Here is a 25,883-nt window from a genome sequence, read left to right as displayed (position 1 = left end):
CCTTGTGTCCTTGCCTGACGTCTCCCAGTGACTTGACATATTCTTTTTCAGCTTTTGACCAGGGGATGAGGTTAGACAAGACCACCCAACGGTTATTGGGATTTAATTGTCCACCAAACGGCAGGAAAAATTCATGTGGCAGGATGAGTTGATCGGCATGATGTTCGTACAAAGTTAGTCCCTCCAAGTGCAAGGTTTTTGATGAGTTTCCGAATCATACCCTTGCATATAAATTCGACAAAAAAGTGAAAAACCCTTGTTAAATCAACATTTTTTTGTTATTCAGTAGACCCTACTTATGATGAAGAACGTGAGGCGTTAAAAGGGATTAATCTCCACTTTGAGGCGGGCGAAACGATAGCGCTTGTCGGTCACACCGGTTCTGGCAAGTCAACGATCGCCAATCTCATCGGTCGCTTTTATGATCCGACATCCGGTACGGTAAAATTTGACGGCATTGATATCCGGCAAATTAAACTTTCGGAATTAAGAGCCAACGTCAGCACCGTCATTCAGGAAACCTTCATTTTTTCCGGAACGATCATGGAAAACATCCGTTTTGGCCGACCCGATGCTACAGATGAGGAGGTCATCGCGGCAGCGCGTGCGGTAGGTGCGGATCAGTTCATTGAACAGCTGTCCAATGGTTTTTATACCGAAGTCGAAGAGCGCGGTAATATTTTATCTGTTGGGGAGCGGCAATTGCTATCTTTCGCGCGAGCCGTTCTGGCCGATCCGAAAATCTTAATTCTCGATGAGGCGACATCTAGCATCGATACAGAGACCGAATTAAAAATCCAAAAAGCGATGAAAAAACTGCTGGAAGGGCGGACATCGATCATCATCGCCCACCGCCTTTCCACGATCCGCGATGCGGACAAAATCGTCGTCCTAGATCACGGTGAAGTCATTGAACAAGGCACTCATGATGAATTGATGCGCGCCCGCGGAAAATACTATCATTTAGTCATCAGCCAGTTTCAAGGATTGGAAGCTGTCTAGATCGCATAAAAGCTGTCTCAAAGCGAGTCTATGAGACGGCTTTTTTCTATAATTCGGCATCGGCTTTTTCTTGACTGTCATAAACAATCGACCTATGATGGAAATAAGTGAAAATCGTGAGCAAAACAGGTTGAGGTAGCTTCTTTCAGCTGAACCTCATGAAAAGGGAAGTCCGGTGCAAATCCGGCGCGGTCCCGCCACTGTGAATGGGAAACATCCGCAAAAGGCCACTGTCGCCAAGCGCGACGGGAAGGCGCGGGTGTTAATGACCATGAGCCAGGAGACCTGCCTGTTTTGTGAACACCGTTTTCCTACGAGGATAGGGAGGTGTGGCAGGGTTATGAAGCGCTGCGGTATAGCATCTCCTTTTGGAGATGCTTTTTTTAACTCTGGATAAAGGCTACTAGGCACTGCTTTTGCTTAAAAGGTATGGCAAAAGCCAGGGTTTCGCGAGGTTTTTTCGTCAAAAGCGTAAAATACCGGTTTGTTCGGTTAAAGTCCAAGCGCAATCTCTATGGTATTTGCTTTTAAAAGACTAGACATGAATTTAATTTGTATTGGGAAATCCGTTCGGAGAGGAGTTTAAAAAGATGTTTCATTCGAGAAAATGGCTGCAAATGTTTCTGTTATTCATTCTCGTCATCTTTCAAATGGCTGGCTTTGGTACCGCAACACATGCGGCAACGCTAAATAATGCCGTGACGCTTTCTGTCGTCGACCAAAATGGCCAAAGTATTCTTGATGAACCGATGCAAGCGGTTTCAATTAAACCCGGAGAATCTACATTGGATCTCTTGAAGCGGGTTTTAGGGGATCAACTCAAAACCGAGGATAATCCCCAATATGGTGCTTTTATTACGGAAATCAACGGCGTCAAACCTTCCGGAAATGATTATTGGGGGTTTTTTATCAATGGGATCCCCGCAACGGAGGGCATCTCTTCCTATAAAGTGCAGCAAGGTGATGACCTGCTCTTTAAGATTGTCTCTTGGCCGAATAAAATGGTCAAAGCAACGGTGTCCATCGAAGGTCAAGGTGTTGACAACCGCTATCAAAACCGGCAAGTGGAAGTGATCGACGGGGCAAATGCCTATGATGCGATCAAGCAAGCTTTTCCGGAAAGCAAAATTAACGCACCGATTGATGACAAATATTTTGCTTATATTGCCAACATTGACGATCTGCTTCAAAACGGTCAATACTTTACCGTCTATTTCAATGATAAGGCGGCTCTCGTCGGGGTTTCCGCTTATAAAATCAAAGATGGTGATAAGATCCGCTTGGTCGTGACGGGTGAAGCCGCCGGCGGTGCAGGGGATGCTGGTGATGGTAATAACGGCAAGGCAACGAGCGGTGATCATGCAACATCCACCAGTAAGCCGTCAGTCTCTTTAAATCATTTGAACAAAGTCATAGCGGGTGTTTCCCAATATATTTTGAAAAACGGCGTGGACGATGCGTTTGAGGCGGTTGGTTTGCGGGCGGCCGGACAACCCGTGCCGAAATCTTATATCAATGCCCTGGCTAAGGAGATCGGTGAAAACAATGGGGAATACCGCAATGTGACCGATTATGAAAAAGCGGTGCTTGGTGTCACAGCTGCTGGGGGCAATGCGACAAACTTTGTCGGCTTTAATTTGGTGAAGCGGATCTACAACAATGAACGCATGTTGAATCAAGGGTTAAATGGTCCCATTTATGCCTTGATCGCCTATGACAGCGGACACTATAAAGTCCCTAAAACCGCAAAATGGACGCGGGAAAAACTGGTACAATATATCGTCGACCATCAACTGAAAGATGGCAGCTGGGCATTATTCGGCACTTCTGGGAGCCCGGATATGACGGGAATGGCGCTTGCAGCGCTTGCGCCTTATCAATCCGACCCGAAAGTGAAAACCGCGATCAAGCACGCGGTCGATTGGTTATCCGAAAAGCAAAATCATGCCGGAGGGTTTGGTGTGGCAACCAATGGCGGCGATTCCAGCGAATCAACGGCCCAGGTGATCATTGGGTTAGCAAGCGCCGGGATCAATCCGGACAGCGAGGCGTTTACAAAACCCGACGGAAATCTTTTGACGCATTTATTGTCCTTTCAGCAAAAGGACGGAGGATTCAGCCATTTATTATCGGATGGAAAGTCCAATGGCATGGCTTCGGCTCAAGCGTTAATGGCACTGGCTGCTTATAAAAATTATTTGAAGACTCATGATGGTGGGCTGACGTTTGATAATACAGGACGCACCATCCATCCCAATGTCAGCGGTGCGAATAATGCACTACCGAATACGGCGGGGAATCATTACAATTGGATGGCTTTCGGGTTGTTCGCGATCATTATCGGCGCCATTTTACTGATCTGGCAGCAAAAACGGAGAGCTTGACATGCTGAAGAAGCTTGCTCTTTTACTGATTGCCCTCGGCATCTCGGCCTTCGCCTATGGTGGCTTCCAACTGGTAAAAAGCGTATCGCAGGAAAAAGCGACACTAAAAGAGGCAAAAGCGCTGACCAAAGTCGCCAAAGATCCCACTCATTTTAAGGAGTGGGATCCCACCCTTAATGATGCGATTGGCATTCTGACGATTCCGAGGCTTCACCGCGATTTGCCAATCGTTGAAGGGACGTCACCGGATCAACTGGAAAAAGGCGTCGGCCATTTCAAGCGTTCGGCACTCCCTGGGCAAAAGGATCAAATCGTTTTATCCGGCCATCGGGATACGGTCTTCCGCGAATTCGGGGCATTAGAAATCGGCGACCCGTTGATCGTTAAAATGCCTTATGGGACATTCACTTACACGATTCGCGCAACCGAGATTGTCGGCCGCGATGATTTGTCAGTCATTCATTCTACAAAGCCGAAGGAAGAATTGGTTTTGACAACTTGTTATCCTTTTCATTACATCGGTAATGCGCCGAAACGCTTTATTGTGTACGCGGACCGTGAGAGATAGGAGGGATCAGATTGCGCCTCAGAAAAATCGGACTCATCCTTTTGACTATATGCGTCTTCTTCATCCTTGGGGCTTGTGAGAAAGATCCTGTGACCCCCAAGCCAAAAGATACCGTTGAAAAAACAGAAACGAAAACAACAGCAGATACATCAAAAACGACAACGACAAAGTCGACCGCATCGGTCGATCAAAAAACCCCTTCTAGCGATCAAGCGGACGATCAGCCGTCAAAGTCTTCTGACCAAAAGAAATCGGTAAAGGTTCAAAGTACTGAAAAGGAAAAACCGACATCTTCCAAGTCGAGTGAGCCCGAAAAGCAAGAAAAAGCTGACAACCCCACTCCAAAACCAAAAGCGGCACCCCCAGTTAAAAAAAGCGGGCCTGAAGTTATCGTCGAAGTGATCGGCTACCAAGGAGATTCAGTTCTTGCACCGACGCGTGTCTCGATTCGAGAGGGGGAGACGATCCTCGATGCGACAATTAAAATATTAAAAACCAAAGGTATTAGTTACAAATTCCGCGGAAGTGGAGCGACCGCCTATATGGAAGGGATTGCTGACCAATTTGAATTTGACCATGGTGGAACAAGCGGCTGGACCATTCTCTTAAATGGGAAAAGGATTGACCGCTCAAGCGGCGTCGTCAAAGTCCATGATGGTGACCGCATCACTTGGAAATACACGACGCAGTTAGAAGGGAATGGCGGATGAGCCGCACAAAACGTGGGCTTCATGCGCTTCATCCCTTGAGCGCTTTTCTCTATTATGTGGGTGGGGCGGTCTTCATCATGGCCGGTCAACATCCCGTCTTTGCCGCCTGCACGTTTGTGCTAGTCTTTGTTTTAAACGGCATTCAGGATCATTTTGCCGCCTTAAAAAAGTGGGGGCGCTGGTATGCCGCCGCGGCTTTTTTGATTGTGATTTTAACGCCCGCCTTTCATCGCCGCGGCACCCATATCCTTTTTTATTTTAGGGATAACCCTGTATTGTTAGAAGGCGTCATTCAGGGCGTGATCGCTGCTTTGTCACTTTTGGCTTTATTATTTTTATTTGTTTCATTTAATCAAGTGATCACATCAGAGAAATTTTTATTCCTTTTTTCACGGGTTGTGCCGCAATGGGCGCTGCTTGCGATGTTGACGATGCGCTTCGTACCGCTGTTTCAAAGGCGGCTCCATGACATCGGCCTCGTCCAGAAAACGAAAGGGATGTCTGTCAAAAAAGGCGGTTTTCTAAGCCGCATCGAAAGCGCCATGAAGCTCCTTCATATTTTACTCGAATGGTCATTAGAGGAAGCGCTGCAAACGGCGGATTCCATGAAAGCAAGGGGCTACGGGATTGAAAGGCGCAGCCGCTACTCTCCGTATGCTTTTTCCGCTATAGATGCGGTTGTTCTTGCTTTGACCGCAGCAGGGGGAGTTTGTGCGATTTTTGGCTATGCTCTTGGCGATACGGTTTTAACGACCTCGCCAGTATTGGAACCTGTGCTACTCTCCGGCAGGGAATGGTTTTATTTTTCTGTTTATCTTTTTTATTTCGCTTTTCCAATGATGATCGAAGGTAGGGAGCGTTGGCGATGGCACTTCTCCAAATCAACCAAATAACTTTTCAATATCCAGATGCTCCAACGGAAGCCTTGCGCGACGTTTCCCTGATGGTCAATGAAGGGGAGTTTATCGCGATCTGCGGGCCTTCTGGGAGTGGAAAATCGACATTGCTGCGGCTCATGAAACGCGAGTGCGCGCCACACGGCCGCCTTGACGGAACGATTCGCTATCAAGGCATTCCATTAAAGGAACTTCCACCAAAAACAACGGCTACGGCGATTGGCATGGTGTTTCAGGATCCGGATAACCAAATCGTCATGGAAACCGTCATGGAAGAACTTTTATTCGGTTTGGAAAACATTGGTTTGGATACGCTCACGATGCGAAAAAAGATCGCAGAAATCGTACATTTTTTTGGCTTGGAGCCGCTATTGGACCGGCCAACTTATGAATTAAGCGGCGGGCAAAAACAACTGATCAATCTGGCGAGCGTGCTTTTAATGGAACCGCGGATTTTACTCTTGGATGAACCAACATCACAGCTCGACCCGATCGCGGCGAAAGACTTTTTAAACATGTTGCGGCGAATGAACGAAGAACTGGGAATTGCGGTAGTGATCGTCGAACATCGACTCGAAGATGTTTGGCCCATCGCCGACCGCGTCGTCCTGCTTCATGAAGGTCGCGTGATCTACGATGATCCACCGCATAAAGCGGCTACTTTTCTCGCCTCAAAAGCGGATGATGCCTTTTTTGACTATTTGCCATCAGCCAGCCGTTTGTTTCTGCACTATGCCGCTACGAATCAAAATAGCCGTTTACCTATTACCGTTAAGGAGGCAAGGTCTTGGATCAAAGGGTTGACGGTACGTGTGAAAGAAGCGTCAACCCAAGTGGTACACGAACGTATGAAGCCAGTTGTTTTGGAGACCAAAAATATTGATTTTCAGTATGAAAAAGGAAAGCCCCGCATCTTAGATCGACTCAGTTTTTCTCTTTATGAAAATGAAAAATTGGCGATCGTCGGCGGGAACGGTTCGGGCAAGTCGACGATGCTGAAGGTTTTGGCAGGACTACTCAAACCTCAGCGCGGAAAAGTTGTTTATCAAGGGCGAAAAACAACAGGTCATATTCATCCCGATATCGCCTATATGCCGCAGAATCCGAGGCTCTATTTTTCGGAAGAAAGCGTCAAGCTGGAACTCGAAAAAGCTGCACATGATAGCCCTTTATCTCCGGAAACCAAGCAGCACATCATTGACGAATGGGGCTTGGCGGCATTAGGTGATCGGCATCCCTATGATTTAAGCGGTGGGGAAATGCAAAAATTGGTTTTTGCCTGTCTGCTTTTAAGGGGACCGCGCGTCATGCTCATCGACGAACCAACAAAAGGGCTTGATCCCGAATCCAAAAAACAATTCGGTGAGTGGTTGAACCGCTTCAGCTGGCGCGGAATGTCATTTGTCATTGTGACACATGATATCGAGTTTGCTGCAGATTATGCCGACCGCGTCGGCATGCTGTTTCGCGGTGAAGTGACGGCGATGGCGGATGCAGCAGCGTTTTTTAAAGGTAATGCTTTTTACACCACTAGCATCAATCGGATCACACGAGGGGTTTCGGCTCCGGAAGTCAGCACACTGAAGGAGGCGTACGTGACATGGGACGTTCAAAATGGCTCACCCTAATGATTGTGGTTCTGATGGTAGGGCTCTCAATCGGTTTTAAAGAGGCGTTGACCCGACATCCGTTATTCTTTTCAACGGTTTTTCTGCTGTTAACGTTTGTGCCGCTCATCGTCCGCTTTGAACGGCGTCACCCTGAAGGTCGCGAATTGGTGCTTTTGGCGGTGCTGTCTAGCGCCGCAGCGGTGAGTCGGATTCCGTTTGCCTCCATTCCGAACGTGCAACCTACCACATTTATCGTGATTATGGGTGGGACCGTCTTCGGTATGGAAAGCGGGTTCATCATTGGGGCAACGGCCGCATTGGTGTCAAATTTATTTTTGGGACAGGGACCATGGACGCCGTGGCAAATGCTCGCTTGGGGGAGCATTGGTTTAATAGCCGGAGCACTTGGAAAGTCTCGTTGGTTTCAAACGCGGTGGGTTTTAGCTGGTTTTGGATGTCTGGCCGGTTACCTTTTTGGGGTCATCATGAATGCTTGGGTTGCCCTTTCCCTTATTCATGGGATCGATTGGAAAGCGATATTAGCCCTTTATGGGGCCAGTTTTTATTTTGATACCGCTCATGCCTTTACAAATGCCATTCTCCTTTATCTCTTCAGCCCAGGTTGGCAAAAAGTGTTACAGCGCTTTAAAAAGAAATACGGTCTGCTTGAAGCTAGGGATTTTTAAAACTTCCGTAAATAAAAGCGGGAGTTTTGCATTTTTTTGCGGTATTGTAGAAATCGTTAACGATAGCGTTTTACAAGTCTTTATGATGATGGGATGGATTTAGCTTTTCAAAGCGGAAAATATTATATATGATAAGAGTGCCATAGCTGTTCACAAAAATGACAAATACCAATGTGATGGGGGTGGGAGAGTGAGCGTTGTGGTGACGATGCTGTGGGTGTCAATGTTTTGTTGCATGATCCTTCTATCCATTAATTTTGGAGCAGGGATGTATGCTTATTACGGTTTAAAGCTCAATCACACCCCTTCAGTCACTGTCCTCCGTTATTATCTGTCTCCCGTTTGGGACGTCATAGATATACTTTTTTTAGGCGTGGTTCTCTACATCGCCGACTTTTTGCCTCTGGTAATGAAAGATTACGGGGAGCCCTTATTGTTCCCTGCTGTTTTTGTGGTGATCTTGCTGATCGGTCGAGCAATGATCCATCTCTTTTGGAAAAAACAGCTTTTTAGCTCCCGAGGCTTGTCGCTCGCTTATGGATTAACTGGAATCATCTGTGCAGTCATCATGACGGCCGTACTTACCATTAGCGAGGGAGGATATTTATTTTTCTCTGGGGGGCACATGGTCTTAGATGTTTCCGTTTTATTGACGAGCTTTTATTTCTGGGCGGTCACCCTATTGGCAGCAATATCCGTTTTTTATATTAGTGCGATTTATTTGCTTTTTCTGTCCAAGAAAAGCGGCAATGAGAGGGCTGCGGAAAAGTTCCGGTCATATGCTTTGGTATGGTCCGTGCCGACACTTCTTTCCAGTGCTTTAATTTTTATTGCACTAGAGAGGCATAATCCGGAACATTTCAACCGCATTCTGGATTTATCCGGATACTTTTTACTTTCACTTGTTTTCTATATGTTAGCCGTGACGTATATTTTTTGGAAACGGTATTACGGTTGGGCCTTCTTTTTTGTTTTATGCCAATACTTTTTTGCTTTTTGCGGATATGGGATCAGTCATCTCCCTTATCTTTTATATCCGTATATTAAAGTGCATCCATTTACCACATGGCAGGTCGGGGCGTTAAGCTTACTTTCGGCTCTTTTATTATCGATATTGATTCCGCTTTTCATATTGAGAATCCGCCGAGTGCCGGTGAGTAGGAAAAGCCGCCATGGTGAAAACTAAAAGGGTCTAGCTGATCGATAATATGGTGCCGGGCTTTGATGTGTGATAGAGGAGGAACGGATATGAAAAAACAATTTGCCGTCATCGGTTTGGGGCGATTTGGTGGAAGCATTTGTCGGACGTTGAGTGACCTTGGTGCCGAAGTGCTTGCGATTGATGTGGATGAAGACCGGGTCAATGAATTTACATCCATTGCCACCCATGCCGTGATTGCTGATTCGACGGATGAATCGGTCTTGAAAAGCCTTGGCTTGCGCAATTTCGACCATGTCATTGTCGCGATTGGGGATAATATTCAGGCGAGCATTTTAACGACGTTAATGTTAAAAGAATTAGGCGTCAAGAAGGTGACGGCTAAAGCGCAAAATGATTATCATGAAAAGGTGTTGCGCAAAATCGGTGCCGACCATGTTATCCATCCGGAAAGGGATATGGGCATGCGCATCGCAAGACAAATTACCTCGTCCAGTGTGTTGGATTACCTTGAACTGTCGGACAAGCACAGCATTATTGAAGTTGTTGCCGGTAGAAAAATGGCAGGGCGCTCGATCAGTGATTTAGATGTCCGAGCCAAATATGGGGTCAATATCGTAGCGATAAAAGGGGATGGACGCATCAGCGTCTCGCCGCGCGCCGATCAAATTATTCAACGCGGTGATATTCTAATACTTATTGGTGCTGATGAAGATATCGATCGATTTAAAGCGCAGCTATTGGATAATGATTGAAAAAAGCAGGATGCCTCAAGAAAGGCGTCCTGCTTTTGTGTTCCGCTTATTCAGGTTGGTCGACTTCCATAATAATAGGTAATATCATGGGTTTGCGCCGCGTTTTTTCATAAAGGAACGGTGCCAATGTGTCGGTGATTTCCGTTTTGATTTCGGCCCACTGTGTCGTCTTTCTCTCCATGACGGTTTTCAAGTGTTCAGCGAGAAGCACTTGCGCATCGCTGATTAAGTCACCGGATTCGCGCATATAGACGAATCCGCGGCTAATAATATCCGGACCAGCGAGAATTTTATGTTCTTTCATGTTAATGCTGACAACGACAATGACAAGGCCTTCCTCGGAAAGTATGCGGCGATCTCTTAAAACGATATTGCCGATATCGCCAATTCCGTTACCATCTACGTAAACGGAGCCAGATGGTATTTTTCCGGCAATTTGGGCGCTGTTTTCATCGAGGGCGAGCACATCGCCATTATCCATGATAAACGAGTTTTCTAAAGGGATGCCGCAATCTCGAGCCAATTCTTGATGTTTCTTTAACATGCGGTATTCACCATGGATCGGCATGAAAAACTTCGGTTTAATCAGCCGCAGCATTAATTTCTGTTCTTGTTGACCGCCATGACCAGATGTATGAATGTTGGATACCGATCCATGAATGACATCGGCACCTGCACGATACAATTGGTTGATCGTTCGATTAATGCTCACCGTGTTTCCCGGAATCGGCGATGACGAGAAGACGACCGTATCGCCGGGAATGATTTGAATTTGGCGATGGGTGCCATTGGCGATGCGTGATAATGCCGCCATCGGCTCGCCTTGTGTACCTGTGCAAAGAATCGCGACTTCGTTTTCTGGAAGGCGGTTGATTTTCTGATGGTCGACAAAGGTATCTTTTGGCGCCCGAATATAACCCAATTCCTGCCCGATGGTAATGGCCGCCTCCATGCTCCGGCCAAATACAGCGATTTTCCGATTGGTCATCACCGCTGCTTCAACGACCTGCTGAAGCCGGTGGATATTTGAGGCAAATGTCGCAAAAATAATGCGTCCTTTGACTTTCCGGAAGATATCGGTAATGTTAGCCCCGACTTCACGTTCGGACATTGTAAAAGTTGGCACTTCGCTATTTGTGCTGTCCGAAAGCAAGCACAAGACGCCTTCGCGTCCGATCTCAGCCATTTTCGTTAAGTTAGCTGGTTCGCCGACGGGTGTAAAATCAAATTTAAAATCACCAGTATGGACAATATTGCCCGGAGGTGTTTTGACGACGATGCCAAAAGATTCCGGAATGCTATGTGTTGTACGGAAAAACGAAACCGACGTTTTTTGAAACTTAATGCAATCATCCTCGTTGACGATGTTTAATTTTGCCTGTCTCAATAATCCATGCTCTTCCAATTTATTGCGGATGAGCGCGATCGACAACCGGCCGCCGTAAATCGGTACATTCACTTGCCTTAAAAGATAAGGAACGCCGCCAATATGGTCTTCGTGGCCGTGGGTGATGAACAGTCCTTTTACCTTGTCAGCATTTTTCACAAGGTAACTATAATCCGGGATGACATAATCAATGCCTAATAATTCATCCTCGGGGAATTTGACCCCGGCATCAATCAGAATGATCTCGTCCTGAAATTGGACGGCATACGTGTTTTTTCCGATTTCTCCGAGTCCGCCCAGTGCAAATACGGCCGTTTGATGGTTTTTCACAAATTTCATCTATAATTTCTCCACTTCAAAGTTTTCGGATTGCTTTTCATAGTCCAAGTGTGCCCCTTCCAAAGGCTGAATGAACTCGATGTTAATGTTGCGCTCACTTAATTTTTTGCGGATGACGCGCTCATCCTCGGCTTCCACGTACATGGTGCGGGTGTTTTCCCGAATGGGCACCTCGTTCAGCGAATCCTGATAAAGCACCTTAAAAATCATGTTTAACCTCTCCTTAAAAAATGATATGTATAAAGGTCCGCATACCCCGTCCTGCGAGGTATGCGCCGTAAAACCGAAAGTCTTTTTCTATTATATAGGATTGGTCCCCTGATTTCACGGTTCATAGGGACTAGGAATTGATTGCCCAGTTTTCGGATATTCCATATTGCCGTCGGGGTGGTGTTAGATATCGGCTAGTCGATTTTTTGAAAGCAGCTCTTTCATTCGTCTGAGCCATTTTCTCTTCATTCTTTTTAGCATATCTGTCCCCCCTATAGATGACTTAGACCGCTTGCATTGTATAGTTTGCGCAAAAGATAGACGTTCATGTAAAGCGAATCCGTCATCGCAGGCAACGCAAAAATTGGGGTTATTTTAGAACAACACCTTCAGGGATTTTAAAGGGATCATCTGGATTGATGCGATCATAAAACATAATCCCATTTAAGTGATCGATTTCGTGTTGAACGGCGATTGCCGCAAGCCCTTTGAGTTTTACCGTTACTTCGCGGTTATTCATATCATAGGCTTTTACCTTAATGCGGGCATAACGCGGCACATAGCCAGGCACGTCCCGATCGACCGACAGGCAAGCTTCACCTGTTTCCAAATATGTCATTTCAACCGAATGGCTGATAATTTTAGGATTAAACCATGTATATTGATGTAATTTGTCTTGTTCGTCAGTCAGATAAATCGCAATCATCCGTTTGCTGATCCCGATTTGTGGGGCGGCCAGTCCAATTCCCGCGCGCAGATGATATTTTTTGGCGATTTCTTCATTTTGACTATTAATGAGAAACGTCATCATGGCTTTTAACGTTTCTTTATCTTCTTCAGAGGCAGGGAGGTCGACTTCTTTGGCCACTTTTCTTAAAATCGGATGACCTTCCCTGACGATATCATCCATCGTCAGCATGTTACATACAACTCCTTTTGTAAAGAGATCTCCATGAGCGAGCAAGTGCGGATTTTTCCAATGTATAGTTTAACATATGGAGGAGTGAGATTAAAGGAAACTTAATGAGCCCTTAATAATACTAAAAAGACACGCCATGGACAAGTCTGGTACAATCAAAGGAGATGAAGAATGGAAGGACTGAGTGTATGAAAAAATGTTGGCTTTTTTTGGCCCCGTTGTGTGCAATGGTATTAATGGCGGGTTGCAGTACCGAGCGTGATGCGGAAAAGGCGTATACCTATTTGGAAAAATCAGCCTCCCAAGAAAAAGGTTTTAATGAACAGCAGAAGCCGATAGTCGAAGAGGAAGAGCGTGAGCAAATGCTCTACGATAAAATTATGACGCTCAATATGTCGCAAACCGAAGAAGTCAAAACGTACGCTCAGGAAGCGCTCGAGCATATCGATGCCCGCGAAAAGAGAATGGAAAAAGAGAAACAGTCGATTGATCAGGCTTATGTGACGTTTACAAAGGCTGTTAAATATTTAAATCGGGTAAAAAATAAGAAGGCATTGCCGCATGCCAAAAAAATGATTGCCAACATGAAGGCGCGTCATGATGCTTTCGGGGATTTATATGCCGCATACAAGCAATCGATCGCTTTAGACCGCGAGTTATTTAAGATGCTTATGGACAAAAATTTAACAAAAGATGCGCTGCAAAAACAGCTGACGAAAGTCAATCAAACCTATCATACAATCGAAAACCATAAAGACCGATTTAATGTGTTAACGGATGCTTTTAATAAAGAAAAAAACAGCTTTTATGAAATCCTCCATTTAAAAAAGGAAGATTAAAACGGAAATAACAACAAACATGGAACAGATATAGTACAGTTACAAATATTTTATATAACAGTTTCATCTTGTAAACGTTGTAAGCCTTTATATTGACTTGTTTTTAACGAATTATATATACTGAGTTTGGAACCGAGTGTATTATTCGAAGAACTTGTATTGATTAAAACAGATTTTTAAACCCTAGGGTTTACCGTTCGCGGTTATTCTTATGCCTAAAAAGGGAAAATCTATAAACAAGCCGTTTGAAACAGCCTGGACACTGTTAACTCAAACTTCATTGTAAGATGAAGTTTAGGTTTGGCGAACGATAACGGGGTAGAAGGCAATCAATACATGATGTCTTATGAAAGGATAGGTGAAAGGTTTGGTTACAAAAAAATTGGAACCCATCGAAAGCCGATTTGAAACGTTCCAAATCCTCAATCCAGAGGGAGAAGTGGTCAACAAAGACGCCGTCCCGGATCTCTCAGATGAACAATTAAAAGAACTGATGAGGCGGATGGTGTATACGCGCATTTGGGACCAACGGGCGCTTTCCTTAAACCGTCAAGGGCGTTTGGGCTTTTATGCGCCAACAGCTGGTCAAGAAGCCTCTATGCTCGCCAGTCACTTTGCGATGGAAAAAGAAGATTGGCTGCTTCCATCATACCGTGATATCCCTCAACTCGTCTTTCATGGCGTGCCGCTAGTGAAGGCTTTCCTTTATTCCCGCGGCCATTTTAAAGGCGGTCAATACGAAGGGGTTAACGCACTCATGCCGCAAATCATTATTGCCGCGCAATGTACGCAAACAGCAGGCGTTGCTCTCGGTTTGAAAAAACGCGGGAAGAAAAACGTTGCGTTTACTTATTTTGGTGATGGTGCGACCTCTCAAGGTGATTTTTATGAAGGGCTCAACTTCGCAGGTACATATAATGCACCCGCCGTCTTTATTTCTCAAAACAACCGTTTTGCGATTTCGGTTCCGGTTGAAAAACAAACCGCAGCAAAAACGCTCGCACAAAAAGCTGTGGCCGCTGGCATCCGCGGGGTACAAGTTGACGGGATGGACCCATTGGCTGTTTATGTCGTCACCAAAGAAGCGCGTGAACGTGCGATTGCCGGTGAAGGCCCGACACTCATTGAAACCTTGACTTACCGTTATGGTCCGCATACGACGGCCGGTGACGATCCAACCCGTTACCGTTCTGACGAATTGACCAACGAATGGGAACAAAAAGATCCGCTCATTCGCTTCCGAAAATATCTTGAAGGCCGCAATCTCTGGTCAAAAGAAGAAGAAGAAGCAACCGTCGAACAAGCAAAAGAAGATATCAAAGCGGCGCTGAAAGAAGCTGACCAAACACCAAAACAAAAAGTGACGGACCTCATTAAAATTATGTTTGAAAAACTGCCTTATAACCTGCAAGAGCAGTTCGACGAATATAGCAAGAAGGAGTCGAAGTAAGCCATGGCGCAAATGACGATGATTCAAGCGATTACCGACGCGATGCGCATAGAACTCAAGCGCGATGAAAATGTTCTTGTTTTCGGGGAAGACGTCGGAAAAAACGGTGGCGTGTTCCGGGCAACGGAAGGGCTTCAAGATGAATTCGGCGAAGATCGCGTATTCGATACGCCGCTTGCTGAATCGGGGATCGGAGGACTTGCTCTTGGACTTGCCATGCAAGGTTTTCGCCCGGTCATGGAAATTCAATTCTTTGGTTTTGTGTTTGAAGCCATGGACAGCATCGCTTCGCAAATGGCCCGTCTCCGCTATCGCTCCGGAGGTAAATACCACGCGCCTGTGACCATTCGTTCACCATTCGGCGGCGGGGTACATACGCCGGAACTGCATGCTGATAGCTTAGAAGGGTTGTTTTTGCAAACACCTGGTGTCAAAGTCGTCATTCCCTCTAACCCATATGACGCGAAAGGTCTCTTAATTTCGGCGATTCGCGATAACGACCCTGTTATTTTCTTAGAACACATGAAGCTGTACCGTTCGTTCCGAGGAGAAGTTCCGGAAGGCGAATATACTGTTGAAATCGGAAAAGCGAATATCGTTCGGGAAGGCAGCGATGTTTCCATTATTACTTATGGCGCAATGGTTCAAACATCTCTTAAGGCAGCAGAAAAATTGGCCGAAGAAGGCATTCAAGCCGAAGTCATCGACTTGCGGACGATTAGTCCCCTAGATGTTGAAACGATTGTGTCCTCTATCAAAAAGACGAATCGCGCCGTCGTTGTGCAAGAAGCGCAAAAACAAGCCGGCATCGCCGCCCATGTCATTGCAGAAATCAATGATCGTGCCATCTTGCACTTAGAAGCCCCGGTCGGCCGCGTGACAGCTCCGGACACCGTCTTTCCTTTCTCGGAAGCGGAAAGCGTCTGGTTGCCGAACGAAAATGACGTGATCGAAAAAGTGAAGGCGACCATCAATTTCTAATGACTTCATGTAGTGACCAAAAAGGAGGTTGACCTATGGCCTATCAATTTAAACTTCCGGATATCGGCGAGGGCATCCACGAAGGCGAAATCGTCAAATGGTTTGTCAAACCGGGCGACGAAGTCAAAGAAGATGATGTTCTTGCGGAAGTACAAAACGATAAAGCCGTCGTTGAGATTCCGAGCCCGGTGGACGGGACGATTAAAGAAATCCTTGCTGAAGAAGGTACAACCGCGGTTGTTGGCGATGTGATCGTCACGATTGATGCGGAAGGCTACGAAGACGAAGAATCACCGGCCCAGGCGGATGCCCAACAAGCCCCTGCCCCTGAAGAGAAAACAGCAGCGAAAGAGCCGGAAAAAGCCGCTACGCCCGCAAGCGACACCGCTGGTCAGCGGGTCATTGCCATGCCGTCGGTTAGAAAATATGCCCGTGAAAAAGGCGTGAATATCGCCCAAGTGAACGGTTCCGGGAAAAACGGCCGAGTGCTTAAAGAAGACATTGATCAATTCTTAGCAGGCGGTGCACAACCCGCGAAAGAAACGGAAGTTGCACCGGTTGCACCACAAGAAGCGGTACAAGAAACAGCGGCGGAAACCGCTTTTGGTCGTGAAACGCGTGAAAAACTTCGCGGTGTACGCAAAGTCATTGCCCAAGCGATGGCGCATTCCAAACAAACAGCGCCACATGTGACATTAATGGACGAGGTTGATGTCACCAAAACGGTCGCTCACCGCAAACAATTTAAAGAGGAAGCGGCAGCGCAAGGCATTAAACTCACCTATTTGCCATATGTCGTTAAAGCGCTCGTATCCACTTTAAGGGAATTCCCGGCATTAAATGCGTCCATTGATGATGCCAATGAAGAAATTGTCTATAAACATTATTATAATATTGGTATTGCAACTGATACGGAAAACGGCTTAATGGTACCGGTTATTAAAGATGCTGATCGCAAATCGATGTATCAAATTGCCAAAGAAATCGCTGAATATGCCGAAAAAGCTCGTGAAGGTAAACTCGCGCCGAATGATATGAAAGGCGGTACGTGCACCATTACCAACATTGGTTCGGCAGGCGGTCAATGGTTTACTCCGGTCATTAACCATCCGGAAGTCGCGATTTTGGGCATCGGGCGGATTCAAGAAAAAGCGATCGTCCGTGACGGTGAACTCGTTGCCGCACCGGTCCTCGCTCTTTCCTTGAGCTTTGACCATCGACTCATTGACGGTGCCACCGCGCAAAACGCATTAAATAAAATCAAGCGTTTGCTCAATGATCCGCAGCGCTTAATAATGGAGGCGTAAAACATGGTAGTAGGAGAATTCACCACCGAAGTCGATACACTTGTCATCGGTGCTGGCCCTGGCGGTTACGTCGCAGCCATTCGTGCGGCACAACTCGGCCAAAAAGTCGTTATTGTAGAAAAAGAACATTTTGGCGGCGTTTGCTTAAATGTCGGCTGTATTCCTTCAAAAGCCTTGATTTCGGCAAGCCACCGTTACTTACATGCGAAAGAATCCGAGGATATGGGTGTTAAGGCTGAAAATGTGACGCTTGATTTTGGCAAAGTACAGGAATGGAAAAATTCCGTCGTTAATAAATTAACAGGCGGCGTTAAAAGCCTCTTAAAAGCCAATAAAGTGGAAATGGTTGAAGGGGAAGCGCTCTTTGTTTCACCGACCGAAGTGCGCGTGAACCACGGCTATGAATCCCAACGCTATAAATTCAATAACTGCATCATTGCGACAGGCTCCCGGCCGATTGAAATTCCATCATTCAAATGGTCGGATCGCGTCCTTTCGTCAACTGGTGCTTTAGCCTTGCAAGAAGTACCGAATAAACTGGTGGTCATTGGCGGTGGCTACATTGGTATCGAGCTTGGCAATGCTTTTGCTGGTTTTGGAACTCAAGTAACCATTCTTGAAGGCTCGAAATCGATTTTACCGAGCTTTGACAAGAAAATGACAGCCCTTGTTAAGAAATCGTTGAAGAAGAAAAATGTAGAAATTTTCACGGAAGCGATGGCTCAAGGCGTTGAAGAAAATGAAAACGGCGTCGTTGTGAAGGCAACGATTGGCGGAGAAGAAAAGACCTTTGAAGCTGACTACGTCCTCGTTACCGTCGGCCGCCGCCCGAACACCGACGAACTCGGCTTGGACTTGGCTGGTGTTGAGACGACCGAACGCGGTTTAATTAAAGTCGATAAACAAGGTCGAACCAATGTTGAACACATTTACGCCATCGGTGATGTTGTCAGCGGGCCAGCCCTTGCTCATAAAGCTTCTTATGAAGGTAAAGTGGCTGCTGAAGCGATTGCCGGACATAAAGTCGAAGTCGATTATCAATGCATCCCGGCTGTCGTCTTCTCCGATCCGGAATTGGCAACCGTTGGCCTTTCTGAAGAAGAAGCGAAGGAACAAGGGTATGACGTCACCGTTGCCCAATTCCCGTTTGCTGCCAACGGCCGGGCACTGTCTCTGAATGATACGGATGGGTTCATGCGGCTTGTCACTCGCAAAGAAGACGGCTTGATTCTTGGCGCGCAAATCGCTGGTCCTGGTGCGAGCGACATGATTGCCGAAATGGGTCTCGCCATTGAAGCTGGCATGACGGCTGAGGATATTGCCTTAACCATTCACGCCCACCCGACACTTGGGGAAATTGCAATGGAAACAGCTGAAGTCGCATTAGGCATGCCGATTCATATCGCACGATAAATGGGATTTACGAAAAGAGATTGACTCATATGGGTCAATCTCTTTTTGCATTAATGGGTCAACCAAACGAATAGGTATTGCCTGACTATATCTTGCTTTAAACAAATAAAAACGCGACCCCAACCAGGATCGCGATGAAAGTTACTTGGAATTTTTTTCTTTACACGCTTGGCAAGTGGTATATATCGTACGAACTTTTGTGTCCTCGACATGGTCGATGGTGCGGTTGCATTTTCCGCAAACAATAATGCCCACGAGCTTTCCACCCCTTTTTACAAGCGCTTTATCGTTTGGCTAATCTCATAATATGCTATACTTATTCTGTTGTCAAGGATAAATGGTATGACACAATATGGTTAATAACATAATAAAAAGTAGCGGATTGGCACCAGGTGAGACATAGATACATATGCTCTATAAAGGATCAAGCGCGGGGGGAGTTGCCATGGCCCTGTGGATTGATGTTGCCGTAAAAAGCCATCGACTGTCACTGTTTAATAATCATCGCCTGGTCAAAAGCTATCCAATTGCCGTTGGTAAAATGCTGACACCAACGCCGACGGGTAACTATAAAATTATCAATAAAGTTCCGAATCCGGGTGGACCGTTTGGTGTATTGTGGATGGGTTTGTCGAAGCCGCATTACGGCATTCATGGAACAAATAATCCTTCAACTATAGGAAAAGATGTTTCACACGGTTGCATCCGCATGTACAATCATGATGTCTTGGATCTTGCCAAACGGGTGTCAATCGGAACAACCGTCCATATTCACCCTTAAGAATATTTGGCGAGCATAGAAAAAACGGACGCAAGGATTTGCGTCCGTTTTTCGATTATCGAATGGGTACATTTTCTTTGACCACTTTCAGCATTCTGAGTGTCGGGTCCTCGGGACCTTGAACAGGAAGTCCCGCTTCAATGTTTTCCTCGATAAAATCCAAGTTTTCCGCAGTGATAATCTCACCTGGTGTAAAAATCGGTATGCCGGGTGGGTAGACCATCACAAACTCAGCGATGATTCTACCGATGGATTCGCGAAATGGCACCGATTCGGTTTCAGCATAAAAGGCATCGCGCGGCGATAGGGCAAGGCGCGGCATTTCAGCGACGTGCACAGGGATTTGCTTATGTCCAGCACCTTCATCACTTCCAAAAGATGCCGCCATTTCTGCCAAAGCGCTGATCAAATAATTGATGGAATCGCGGCTATCGCCCGGGGTAATAATACATAAAATATTATATAAATCCGAAAGTTCCACTTCGATGCGATAATGCTCGCGAAGCCAGCTCTCAGCTTCATATCCGGTCATGCCGAGCCTTTTGACAGAAACGAGTAATTTCGTCGGATCTAATGCGTAAGTCGCGCTCGTTTTTAAAATTTCTTTACCAGGAGAATACAAACCTGGGATCGCATTGATTTTCTCCCTCGCGTAGTCGGCGAGGTTGATGGCGCGCTCGATTTGCCCGTGGCCTTCAGTCGCTAGAAAGCGGCGGGCGGCATCAAGCGACGCAAGCAATAGGTAAGAAGTCGACGTGGTCGTGATCATGCTCAAGATGGATTGCACATGGTTGGCCGAGACGAGCCCTTCTTTGACGTTTAAAACAGAGCTTTGCGTCATCGATCCGCCTAGTTTGTGCACACTTGTCGCGGCCATGTCCGCGCCGGCTTCCATCGCAGACATCGGTAATTTTTCGTGAAAATGAATGTGAACCCCGTGCGCCTCATCAACGAGAACAGGGATATGATAGGCGTGAGCAATCTCTACGATTTGTTTTAAGTCCGCGCAGACGCCAAAATAGGTTGGGTTAATAACGAGTAAAGCTTTGGCATCAGGGTGTTGAGCAATCGCTTTTTTTACGGCTTCGGTCGAAATCCCGTGGGATATGCCGAGATCGTGGTCGATTTCAGGATAGATGAAAACGGGAACCGCCCCTGAAAAAATAATCGCAGCCAAAACGGATTTATGGACATTGCGGGGAACGAGGATTTTGTCGCCGGGTTTTGTGGCGGCAAGCACCATAGTCATAATGGCACCGCTTGTCCCTTGAACGGAAAAAAAGGTCGCATCGGCACCGAACGCTTCCGCGGCCAATTCTTGAGCTTCCCGGATAAAACCGTGGGGTTTGTGAAGGTCATCTAGCGGCGCAATGTTTATGAGATCCATTGCTAAGGCGTTTTTCCCGATGAAATCACGAAATTCAGGATCCATCCCTTTCCCCTTTTTATGGCCAGGTATATGAAAGGGAACTGGATTTGATTGGATAAAATCAACAAGTCCAGAAAATAATGGCGTAAGGTTTTGCTTCAACAAGGACACCTCTTTTATAACAAACTAGGCTTATCTTATACTATAAGTTTTCAGTTTATCAACGAAAAATTATTGGAACCCGAGAAATTTTTGAGGATGAAGGCGTAAAGGACATAGGCTCAAACACGCCATGAGCTTAAAACCATTTACGCGTCCGAACCTATTGTATAAATAGCTGTTTTAAAGATAGCCATTTGCGGAATTTATTGAGCAAATAAATATTTGGTTGCATACGATTGCTGCAAATCATAATATGCTAATAATACAAAAACTATCGGAATATTTTGTCTCGATTTTCTCCTTTAATGACGGACTTCGCTCATTGCCTCTGATCATCCCCTTTTGAAAGGATGTGCATCGTGATGAAACAAGTCATTCAAACGCTGAAGAGAACGGATGCGGAAAAACGGATCCCCGTACTAAGAATGGAAATTGATTATGAATTACTGACTTTGTACGATGCAATGGAGAGTAATAATATCGAACAAATTGAACAGTGTAAACAACGCCTTGAAAAACTGCGTCAAGAATTGCTCCGTCTGGAGGTGTGACAGCGCTTCTTCTTGGTCATGGGTCCCCATCAAAATCAGCCAGTGATCGGCTCATTTCTTCAGCCCAATCGATTATTCGATTTTCAAAAAGGCCCTTTCGAGGGTCTTTTATTTTTTATGATGATCACAAGCGCCATCCAAATGTCCTTACATGTCAATTTTTCGTTAAGCATTGTTTTGCAACCCGTCCTGCGTTTTATGTCATAATAGTTTTTAGAAAGCGCAGTATGGTCGTTTTAAACCTTTTCTTACCAAGGAGGATCGGATATGGGTGAAAACATCAATTGGCAAGAAGTGTACCAATTAGCGGAGTCTTGGATCCGTGAAGCAGGACGCATCATTAAAGAGACGATTGAAAGTCCGATCCATGTGGAAACGAAATCTTCTCCCGATGATCTGGTGACGGATAAGGACCGGGAAATCGAACGTTTTCTCACTGAAAAAATCCGCGAGCAATTTCCCGACCATCATATCGTCTCCGAAGAAGGGTATGGGGATCGGGTGAACGCTTTATCCGGCGTTTTATGGCTCATTGATCCCATTGATGGCACCATGAATTTTGTTCATCAAAAAAGAAATTTTGCCGTCTCAATTGGGGTTTATGAAAATGGGGTTGGTAGAGTTGGCTTGATACTGGATGTCATGACAGGTGATCTGTATCATGTCGTAAAAGGTCAGGGAGCTTTTTTTAATGAACATCGGTTGCCTCAACTTCATGCCGGAGAGTTGGAAAAAGCGGTGTTCGGCATCAATGCCACTTGGATTAATGCCAATCGGCGGATTGACCCGGAAATTCTCCGCCCGATCGTTCGCAAAACAAGAGGCACGCGCTCCTATGGTTCAGCCGCTCTCGAAATGGCCTATGTGGCTTGCGGATGGTTGGATGCTTATTTTACGATGCGGTTGTCTCCGTGGGATTATGGCGCAGGACTAATTTTGATTGAGGAAGTCGGCGGCGTGTTTTCACATGCTGATGGCCGTCCCTTGGATTTACTGAAGGGTGGCTCGGTTTTAGTCGGCAAACCGGGTGTACATAAAGCCATTGTCGAAATGATTCAGGCGGGACTTGCAAACGGTAAATATTTTAGGGAAGAGTTGGAATAATGGAAGACATCTTTTGAGAAATTAAGCGCCTTTAGTTTTTAAGAAAAAGGATTTATATGCACTTTGCGATGTGGAAGTGTAGTTGATTTGGATATAAAAGAGGAAAAACGGCTGCAATACCGATCTGACATAATGGAAATGTCAGACGCCAGCCGTTTTTTCAGAAAAAGCGCCCGGAAAAACGGCAACCTTCCTATGCCGTTTTTCTTTTTATATAAAAACCTAATCCCATAAAAATGAAGACGCCTAAGACGGATAAAATAATACCAAGCGTTGTTCCCGCTGCCACGCAAAATCCGATGGAAACAAGGCTGGCAACCGTTAGAAAGGCTAAAAGAAAGTAAACTGCGTTCATTGTTTTTCCTCCCGCTAAAGAGTGTACCGCATAATAGGGAAAAAAACCAAGGATATGATATAATAGTAACGTTTGTGTCGAAGTAAGTAAATGAGGAGCATGATTTATGACAAACAGGAGAAACGATATAAGGAATATAGCGATTATCGCGCACGTTGACCATGGGAAAACAACCTTGGTTGACCAACTATTAAAGCAGTCAGGAACGTTTCGGGAAAACGAACATGTCCAAGAGCGAGCCATGGATTCAAATGCCCTTGAACGTGAACGAGGCATCACCATTTTAGCGAAAAATACCGGGCTGTCGTATAAAGGCACACGGATCAACGTTGTGGATACACCAGGCCATGCCGATTTTAGCGGTGAAGTCGAACGGATCATGAAAATGGTTGATGGGGTTCTCCTTTTGGTCGACGCCTATGAAGGGGTTATGCCGCAAACGCGTTTTGTATTGAAAAAGGCGCTGGATAGCGGGCTTAAACCGATTGTCGTCGTCAATAAAATCGATAAGCCGATGGCCCGGCCCGAAGCCGTTGTCGATGAAGTACTGGAACTTTTTATTGATCTTGGCGCAGATGACGATCAACTAGAATTTCCCGTTGTCTATGCTTCGGCTGTCAATGGCGTCGCCGGTACGGATCCAAATGACGTCACCCATGATATGAGTGTCATTTTCGATATGATCTTGGAGCACGTTCCCGCTCCGCTTGATAATGCCGATGAATCGCTGCAGTTTCAAGTCACGATGCTCGATTATAACGACTATGTCGGGCGAATCGGCATCGGCCGGATTTTTCGGGGATCCATTAAAGTTGGGCAACAAGCGGTCTTGGTCAAAACCGATGGGAGACAGGAAACGTTCCGCGTGACGAAATTGTTCGGCTTTTTTGGTCTTAAAAGGATTGAAATCGAGGAAGCAAAAGCCGGCGATCTTATTGCCATCACAGGAGTTGAGGATATCAACATCGGTGAGACCATCAATGATGTCGACGCGATCGATCCGCTACCGACACTGAAAATTGATGAGCCGACCATGCAAATGACTTTTGTTGCCAACAACAGTCCGTTTGCCGGGCGTGAAGGACAGTACGTGACGAGCCGAAAGCTTCAGGAGCGGTTGTATGCGGAAACCGAACGCGACGTCAGCTTGAAAGTGGAAGATACAGAATCCCCGGATGCTTGGATTGTTTCCGGCCGCGGGGAGCTGCATCTCTCCATTCTCATCGAAACGATGCGCCGCGAAGGTTATGAATTGCAAGTCTCAAAGCCGACGGTTATTATAAAAGAAATTGATGGTGTTTTATCAGAACCGTATGAATACGTGCTGATTGATGTACCCAGTGAATATTCCGGTGCGGTCATTGAATCGCTTGGACGTAGAAAAGCGGAATTGCAAAACATGGAACAACAAGAAGACGGCCATTATAAATTGGAATTTATCGCGCCATCGCGCGGGCTGATTGGTTATCGCCGCGATTTTCTGACCGAAACGCGCGGATATGGCGTCATCAATCATACTTTTGATCATTACCGCCCGGTGATTAACGAACCGATCGGCGGAAGGCGCCAAGGTGTGCTTGTTGCCATGGAAACCGGCCAAGCAACGGCTTATGCGCTTGGGCAATTGGAAGACCGCGGCGTGATGTTCATCGAGCCAGGAACAGACGTCTATGAAGGCATGATCGTTGGTGAGCATACCCGTGAAAATGATTTGACGGTCAATGTCACCAAGGCGAAACATCAAACCAACGTCCGGTCGGCAACGAAAGATCAAACGGTCACGTTAAAAGCCCCGCGCATTTTGTCGTTGGAAGAAGCGCTATCGTACTTGAATGATGATGAGTATTGCGAAGTGACACCCCAGAATATCCGGCTCAGAAAGAAAATTTTAAACAAAACCGAACGTGAGCGGGCAGCCAAACGGGATAAATTCGCTCACGCATAAGGGGATGGGATCGTGAACAGCGATCAAATACATTTTTCCGGATTTCCAGAGTTTTTGGTAAATCATCCGTTGACATCCGATCATGCGATACCGATTTTATATTTTACCATCGTTGTCTTGTCGATTATCGTTTACAAGCTCGGTTTTGCCAAAAAACTGCCACTTCTAAAAGCGTTGATTATTTACGTCTTTTTATTGATCGGATGTATTATTTTAACCGTTCTGGCGTTACAGCTTCCGATTGTTGGGGCACTCTTTGTCTCAGCGATCGTTTTAACGATTTATAAAATAAGGCTCTGGTGGTCGAAAAAGAAAAAGCAAAACGAAATCAGTAAAGAAGCGTAATTAATGAATCGAGGCTCTGCCACGCCGTTTGGCGAAGGCAGAGCCTCCGTTGCTCTCTAACAGTAAAATAAAAAAACACCTTGGTGGGTGTTCTTTAAATAAGGGATTCATCTTTCGTTCGCCTTTTGTGGTGGATGCGAAATTTGCCGGTTTTCCATCGTTCGATGGTGCGTTCCGTGATCCGGTCATGGCAGGTTGGACAAAGATATGTGTGAATGGGGCGGTTACGAAGTTTTTTAGCGAGTGGGCTTTGGTCATCTAACTCATCAATGCGGTCACATAACATGCATTTTGCAAGCATTTTAACACCCCCTACACAATTTATTATAGCAGGTTGTATGTGTCAAGATTTTCTCGACAACCTTTATAGATCAATATCTCCGGCACCCTAATTTTGTACGCCTACCCTACCGCGCTATCGCTTGGTATCCTGTGTGATTTCGTTCATTCAAAGAATGAATCAAAATCACACAGGTTGATATTTTGGGTTAATACTTGAACCCTTTGATAAGCTGTCCCAAAGCGGATGAACTTGGGCCGTTCAACGGGATACGCCCATGCTTCACACCAATGGAAGGGCGCGTCTTTTGATGGAGAATTTCAGCCTTTTTGACGACCCTCTTCACTTCACGGTGTTTCCTTGCGCTTCTCCTCTG

At 46.0% G+C, this 25,883-nt stretch carries 25 protein-coding genes, 1 pseudogene and 1 riboswitch; of the genes and pseudogenes, 19 read left to right on the top strand and 7 right to left on the bottom strand.

Annotated features, from left to right (window positions below; genetic code table 11):
* Nucleotides 1-294: 294 nt before the first annotated feature.
* The 9 genes and pseudogenes from H532_RS18650 to H532_RS0111270 all read left to right on the top strand — a co-directional run.
* Nucleotides 295-1,002 (top strand): annotated as a pseudogene (locus H532_RS18650) (ABC transporter ATP-binding protein); the annotation flags it as partial.
* A 110-nt stretch (nucleotides 1,003-1,112) separates the two neighbouring features.
* A riboswitch (cobalamin riboswitch) is annotated at nucleotides 1,113-1,309 on the top strand.
* Between the two features lie 283 nt (nucleotides 1,310-1,592).
* The gene (locus H532_RS19635) at nucleotides 1,593-3,386 is read left to right on the top strand and encodes a DUF4430 domain-containing protein (RefSeq protein WP_051263279.1); all 1,794 of its coding nucleotides are present in this window, start codon (nucleotides 1,593-1,595) and stop codon (nucleotides 3,384-3,386) included.
* A gap of 1 nt (nucleotide 3,387) precedes the next feature.
* Nucleotides 3,388-3,954: a class D sortase gene (locus H532_RS0111300; RefSeq protein WP_027725574.1), complete on the top strand. Its 567-nt coding sequence runs from the start codon at nucleotides 3,388-3,390 to the stop codon at nucleotides 3,952-3,954.
* 11 nt (nucleotides 3,955-3,965) lie between these two features.
* Nucleotides 3,966-4,664, top strand: coding sequence for a DUF4430 domain-containing protein (locus tag H532_RS19630; protein ID WP_027725573.1), 699 nt, complete (start codon nucleotides 3,966-3,968; stop codon nucleotides 4,662-4,664).
* Nucleotides 4,661-5,557 (top strand): energy-coupling factor transporter transmembrane component T, encoded by an 897-nt coding sequence (locus tag H532_RS0111290; protein WP_027725572.1) that lies wholly within the window; start codon nucleotides 4,661-4,663, stop codon nucleotides 5,555-5,557. The genes H532_RS19630 and H532_RS0111290 overlap by 4 nt, the downstream gene beginning before the upstream one ends.
* Nucleotides 5,530-7,188, top strand: a complete 1,659-nt coding sequence (locus H532_RS0111285; protein ID WP_027725571.1) for an ABC transporter ATP-binding protein — start codon at nucleotides 5,530-5,532, stop codon at nucleotides 7,186-7,188. Before H532_RS0111290 ends, H532_RS0111285 begins: the two co-directional genes overlap by 28 nt.
* Nucleotides 7,161-7,856, top strand: coding sequence for an ECF transporter S component (locus H532_RS0111280; protein ID WP_027725570.1), 696 nt, complete (start codon nucleotides 7,161-7,163; stop codon nucleotides 7,854-7,856). The genes H532_RS0111285 and H532_RS0111280 overlap by 28 nt, the downstream gene beginning before the upstream one ends.
* Before the next feature lie 190 nt (nucleotides 7,857-8,046).
* Nucleotides 8,047-9,042, top strand: coding sequence for a cytochrome d ubiquinol oxidase subunit II (locus H532_RS18635; RefSeq protein WP_051263278.1), 996 nt, complete (start codon nucleotides 8,047-8,049; stop codon nucleotides 9,040-9,042).
* A 62-nt stretch (nucleotides 9,043-9,104) separates the two neighbouring features.
* Nucleotides 9,105-9,770: a potassium channel family protein gene (locus tag H532_RS0111270; RefSeq protein ID WP_027725569.1), complete on the top strand. Its 666-nt coding sequence runs from the start codon at nucleotides 9,105-9,107 to the stop codon at nucleotides 9,768-9,770.
* A gap of 46 nt (nucleotides 9,771-9,816) precedes the next feature.
* Here H532_RS0111270 and rnjA read toward each other — a convergent pair whose 3' ends face one another.
* From rnjA to def, 3 genes are all read right to left on the bottom strand, one after another.
* Nucleotides 9,817-11,496 carry a ribonuclease J1 gene (rnjA, locus tag H532_RS0111265; protein ID WP_027725568.1) on the bottom strand — a complete coding sequence of 560 codons (1,680 nt, stop codon included), beginning with the start codon at nucleotides 11,494-11,496 and terminating at the stop codon, nucleotides 9,817-9,819.
* Nucleotides 11,497-11,706: a DNA-dependent RNA polymerase subunit epsilon gene (locus tag H532_RS0111260; protein WP_027725567.1), complete on the bottom strand. Its 210-nt coding sequence runs from the start codon at nucleotides 11,704-11,706 to the stop codon at nucleotides 11,497-11,499.
* Between the two features lie 370 nt (nucleotides 11,707-12,076).
* On the bottom strand, nucleotides 12,077-12,625 hold the full coding sequence (gene def / locus H532_RS0111255) for a peptide deformylase (RefSeq protein ID WP_027725566.1): 549 nt from the start codon (nucleotides 12,623-12,625) through the stop codon (nucleotides 12,077-12,079).
* 188 nt (nucleotides 12,626-12,813) lie between these two features.
* Between def and H532_RS0111250 the strand changes: the two genes are divergently transcribed.
* The 5 genes from H532_RS0111250 to lpdA all read left to right on the top strand — a co-directional run bounded on the left by H532_RS0111250 (nucleotide 12,814) and on the right by lpdA (nucleotide 18,615).
* Entirely contained in the window at nucleotides 12,814-13,464 is a 651-nt protein-coding gene (locus H532_RS0111250; RefSeq protein WP_027725565.1) for a YkyA family protein, read from the top strand.
* 367 nt (nucleotides 13,465-13,831) lie between these two features.
* A complete protein-coding gene (gene pdhA / locus H532_RS0111245; protein WP_027725564.1) occupies nucleotides 13,832-14,914 on the top strand; it encodes a pyruvate dehydrogenase (acetyl-transferring) E1 component subunit alpha in 1,083 nt (360 codons plus the stop codon).
* Between the two features lie 3 nt (nucleotides 14,915-14,917).
* The gene (locus H532_RS0111240; RefSeq protein WP_027725563.1) at nucleotides 14,918-15,895 is read left to right on the top strand and encodes an alpha-ketoacid dehydrogenase subunit beta; all 978 of its coding nucleotides are present in this window, start codon (nucleotides 14,918-14,920) and stop codon (nucleotides 15,893-15,895) included.
* A gap of 35 nt (nucleotides 15,896-15,930) precedes the next feature.
* On the top strand, nucleotides 15,931-17,202 hold the full coding sequence (locus H532_RS0111235) for a dihydrolipoamide acetyltransferase family protein (RefSeq protein WP_027725562.1): 1,272 nt from the start codon (nucleotides 15,931-15,933) through the stop codon (nucleotides 17,200-17,202).
* 3 nt (nucleotides 17,203-17,205) lie between these two features.
* Nucleotides 17,206-18,615 carry a dihydrolipoyl dehydrogenase gene (gene lpdA, locus H532_RS0111230; RefSeq protein WP_027725561.1) on the top strand — a complete coding sequence of 470 codons (1,410 nt, stop codon included), beginning with the start codon at nucleotides 17,206-17,208 and terminating at the stop codon, nucleotides 18,613-18,615.
* A 141-nt stretch (nucleotides 18,616-18,756) separates the two neighbouring features.
* Here lpdA and H532_RS19935 read toward each other — a convergent pair whose 3' ends face one another.
* Nucleotides 18,757-18,870, bottom strand: coding sequence for a GapA-binding peptide SR1P (locus H532_RS19935; protein ID WP_081412433.1), 114 nt, complete (start codon nucleotides 18,868-18,870; stop codon nucleotides 18,757-18,759).
* Between the two features lie 190 nt (nucleotides 18,871-19,060).
* On the opposite strand from H532_RS19935, the gene H532_RS0111225 reads away from it, so the two are divergent.
* Complete coding sequence (locus tag H532_RS0111225; protein WP_027725560.1) at nucleotides 19,061-19,396, top strand: L,D-transpeptidase; 336 nt, start codon at nucleotides 19,061-19,063, stop codon at nucleotides 19,394-19,396.
* A gap of 55 nt (nucleotides 19,397-19,451) precedes the next feature.
* On the opposite strand, the gene H532_RS0111220 is transcribed toward H532_RS0111225, so the two are convergent.
* Nucleotides 19,452-20,927: an aminotransferase class I/II-fold pyridoxal phosphate-dependent enzyme gene (locus tag H532_RS0111220; protein WP_027725559.1), complete on the bottom strand. Its 1,476-nt coding sequence runs from the start codon at nucleotides 20,925-20,927 to the stop codon at nucleotides 19,452-19,454.
* Nucleotides 20,928-21,289: 362 nt separating this feature from the next.
* On the opposite strand from H532_RS0111220, the gene H532_RS0111215 reads away from it, so the two are divergent.
* Both H532_RS0111215 and H532_RS0111205 read left to right on the top strand, forming a co-directional pair.
* The gene (locus H532_RS0111215) at nucleotides 21,290-21,478 is read left to right on the top strand and encodes a hypothetical protein (protein ID WP_027725558.1); all 189 of its coding nucleotides are present in this window, start codon (nucleotides 21,290-21,292) and stop codon (nucleotides 21,476-21,478) included.
* 267 nt (nucleotides 21,479-21,745) lie between these two features.
* Complete coding sequence (locus tag H532_RS0111205) at nucleotides 21,746-22,582, top strand: inositol monophosphatase family protein (protein ID WP_027725556.1); 837 nt, start codon at nucleotides 21,746-21,748, stop codon at nucleotides 22,580-22,582.
* Nucleotides 22,583-22,775: 193 nt separating this feature from the next.
* On the opposite strand, the gene H532_RS20380 is transcribed toward H532_RS0111205, so the two are convergent.
* A complete protein-coding gene (locus H532_RS20380; protein WP_155995039.1) occupies nucleotides 22,776-22,937 on the bottom strand; it encodes a DUF5325 family protein in 162 nt (53 codons plus the stop codon).
* Between the two features lie 106 nt (nucleotides 22,938-23,043).
* Between H532_RS20380 and typA the strand changes: the two genes are divergently transcribed.
* Nucleotides 23,044-24,882 carry a translational GTPase TypA gene (typA, locus tag H532_RS0111195; protein ID WP_027725555.1) on the top strand — a complete coding sequence of 613 codons (1,839 nt, stop codon included), beginning with the start codon at nucleotides 23,044-23,046 and terminating at the stop codon, nucleotides 24,880-24,882.
* A gap of 12 nt (nucleotides 24,883-24,894) precedes the next feature.
* A complete protein-coding gene (locus H532_RS0111190) occupies nucleotides 24,895-25,227 on the top strand; it encodes a YlaH-like family protein (protein WP_245566459.1) in 333 nt (110 codons plus the stop codon).
* 94 nt (nucleotides 25,228-25,321) lie between these two features.
* On the opposite strand, the gene H532_RS0111185 is transcribed toward H532_RS0111190, so the two are convergent.
* Complete coding sequence (locus H532_RS0111185; protein WP_027725553.1) at nucleotides 25,322-25,528, bottom strand: YlaI family protein; 207 nt, start codon at nucleotides 25,526-25,528, stop codon at nucleotides 25,322-25,324.
* Nucleotides 25,529-25,883: the final 355 nt, after the last annotated feature.

Origin of the sequence: Tuberibacillus calidus DSM 17572 (assembly GCF_000430685.1) — a bacterium.
Taxonomy (GTDB): domain Bacteria; phylum Bacillota; class Bacilli; order Bacillales; family Sporolactobacillaceae; genus Tuberibacillus; species Tuberibacillus calidus.
The sequence above is the reverse complement of the archived record's forward strand: the minus strand, read 5'-3'. Positions and strand labels throughout refer to the sequence as shown.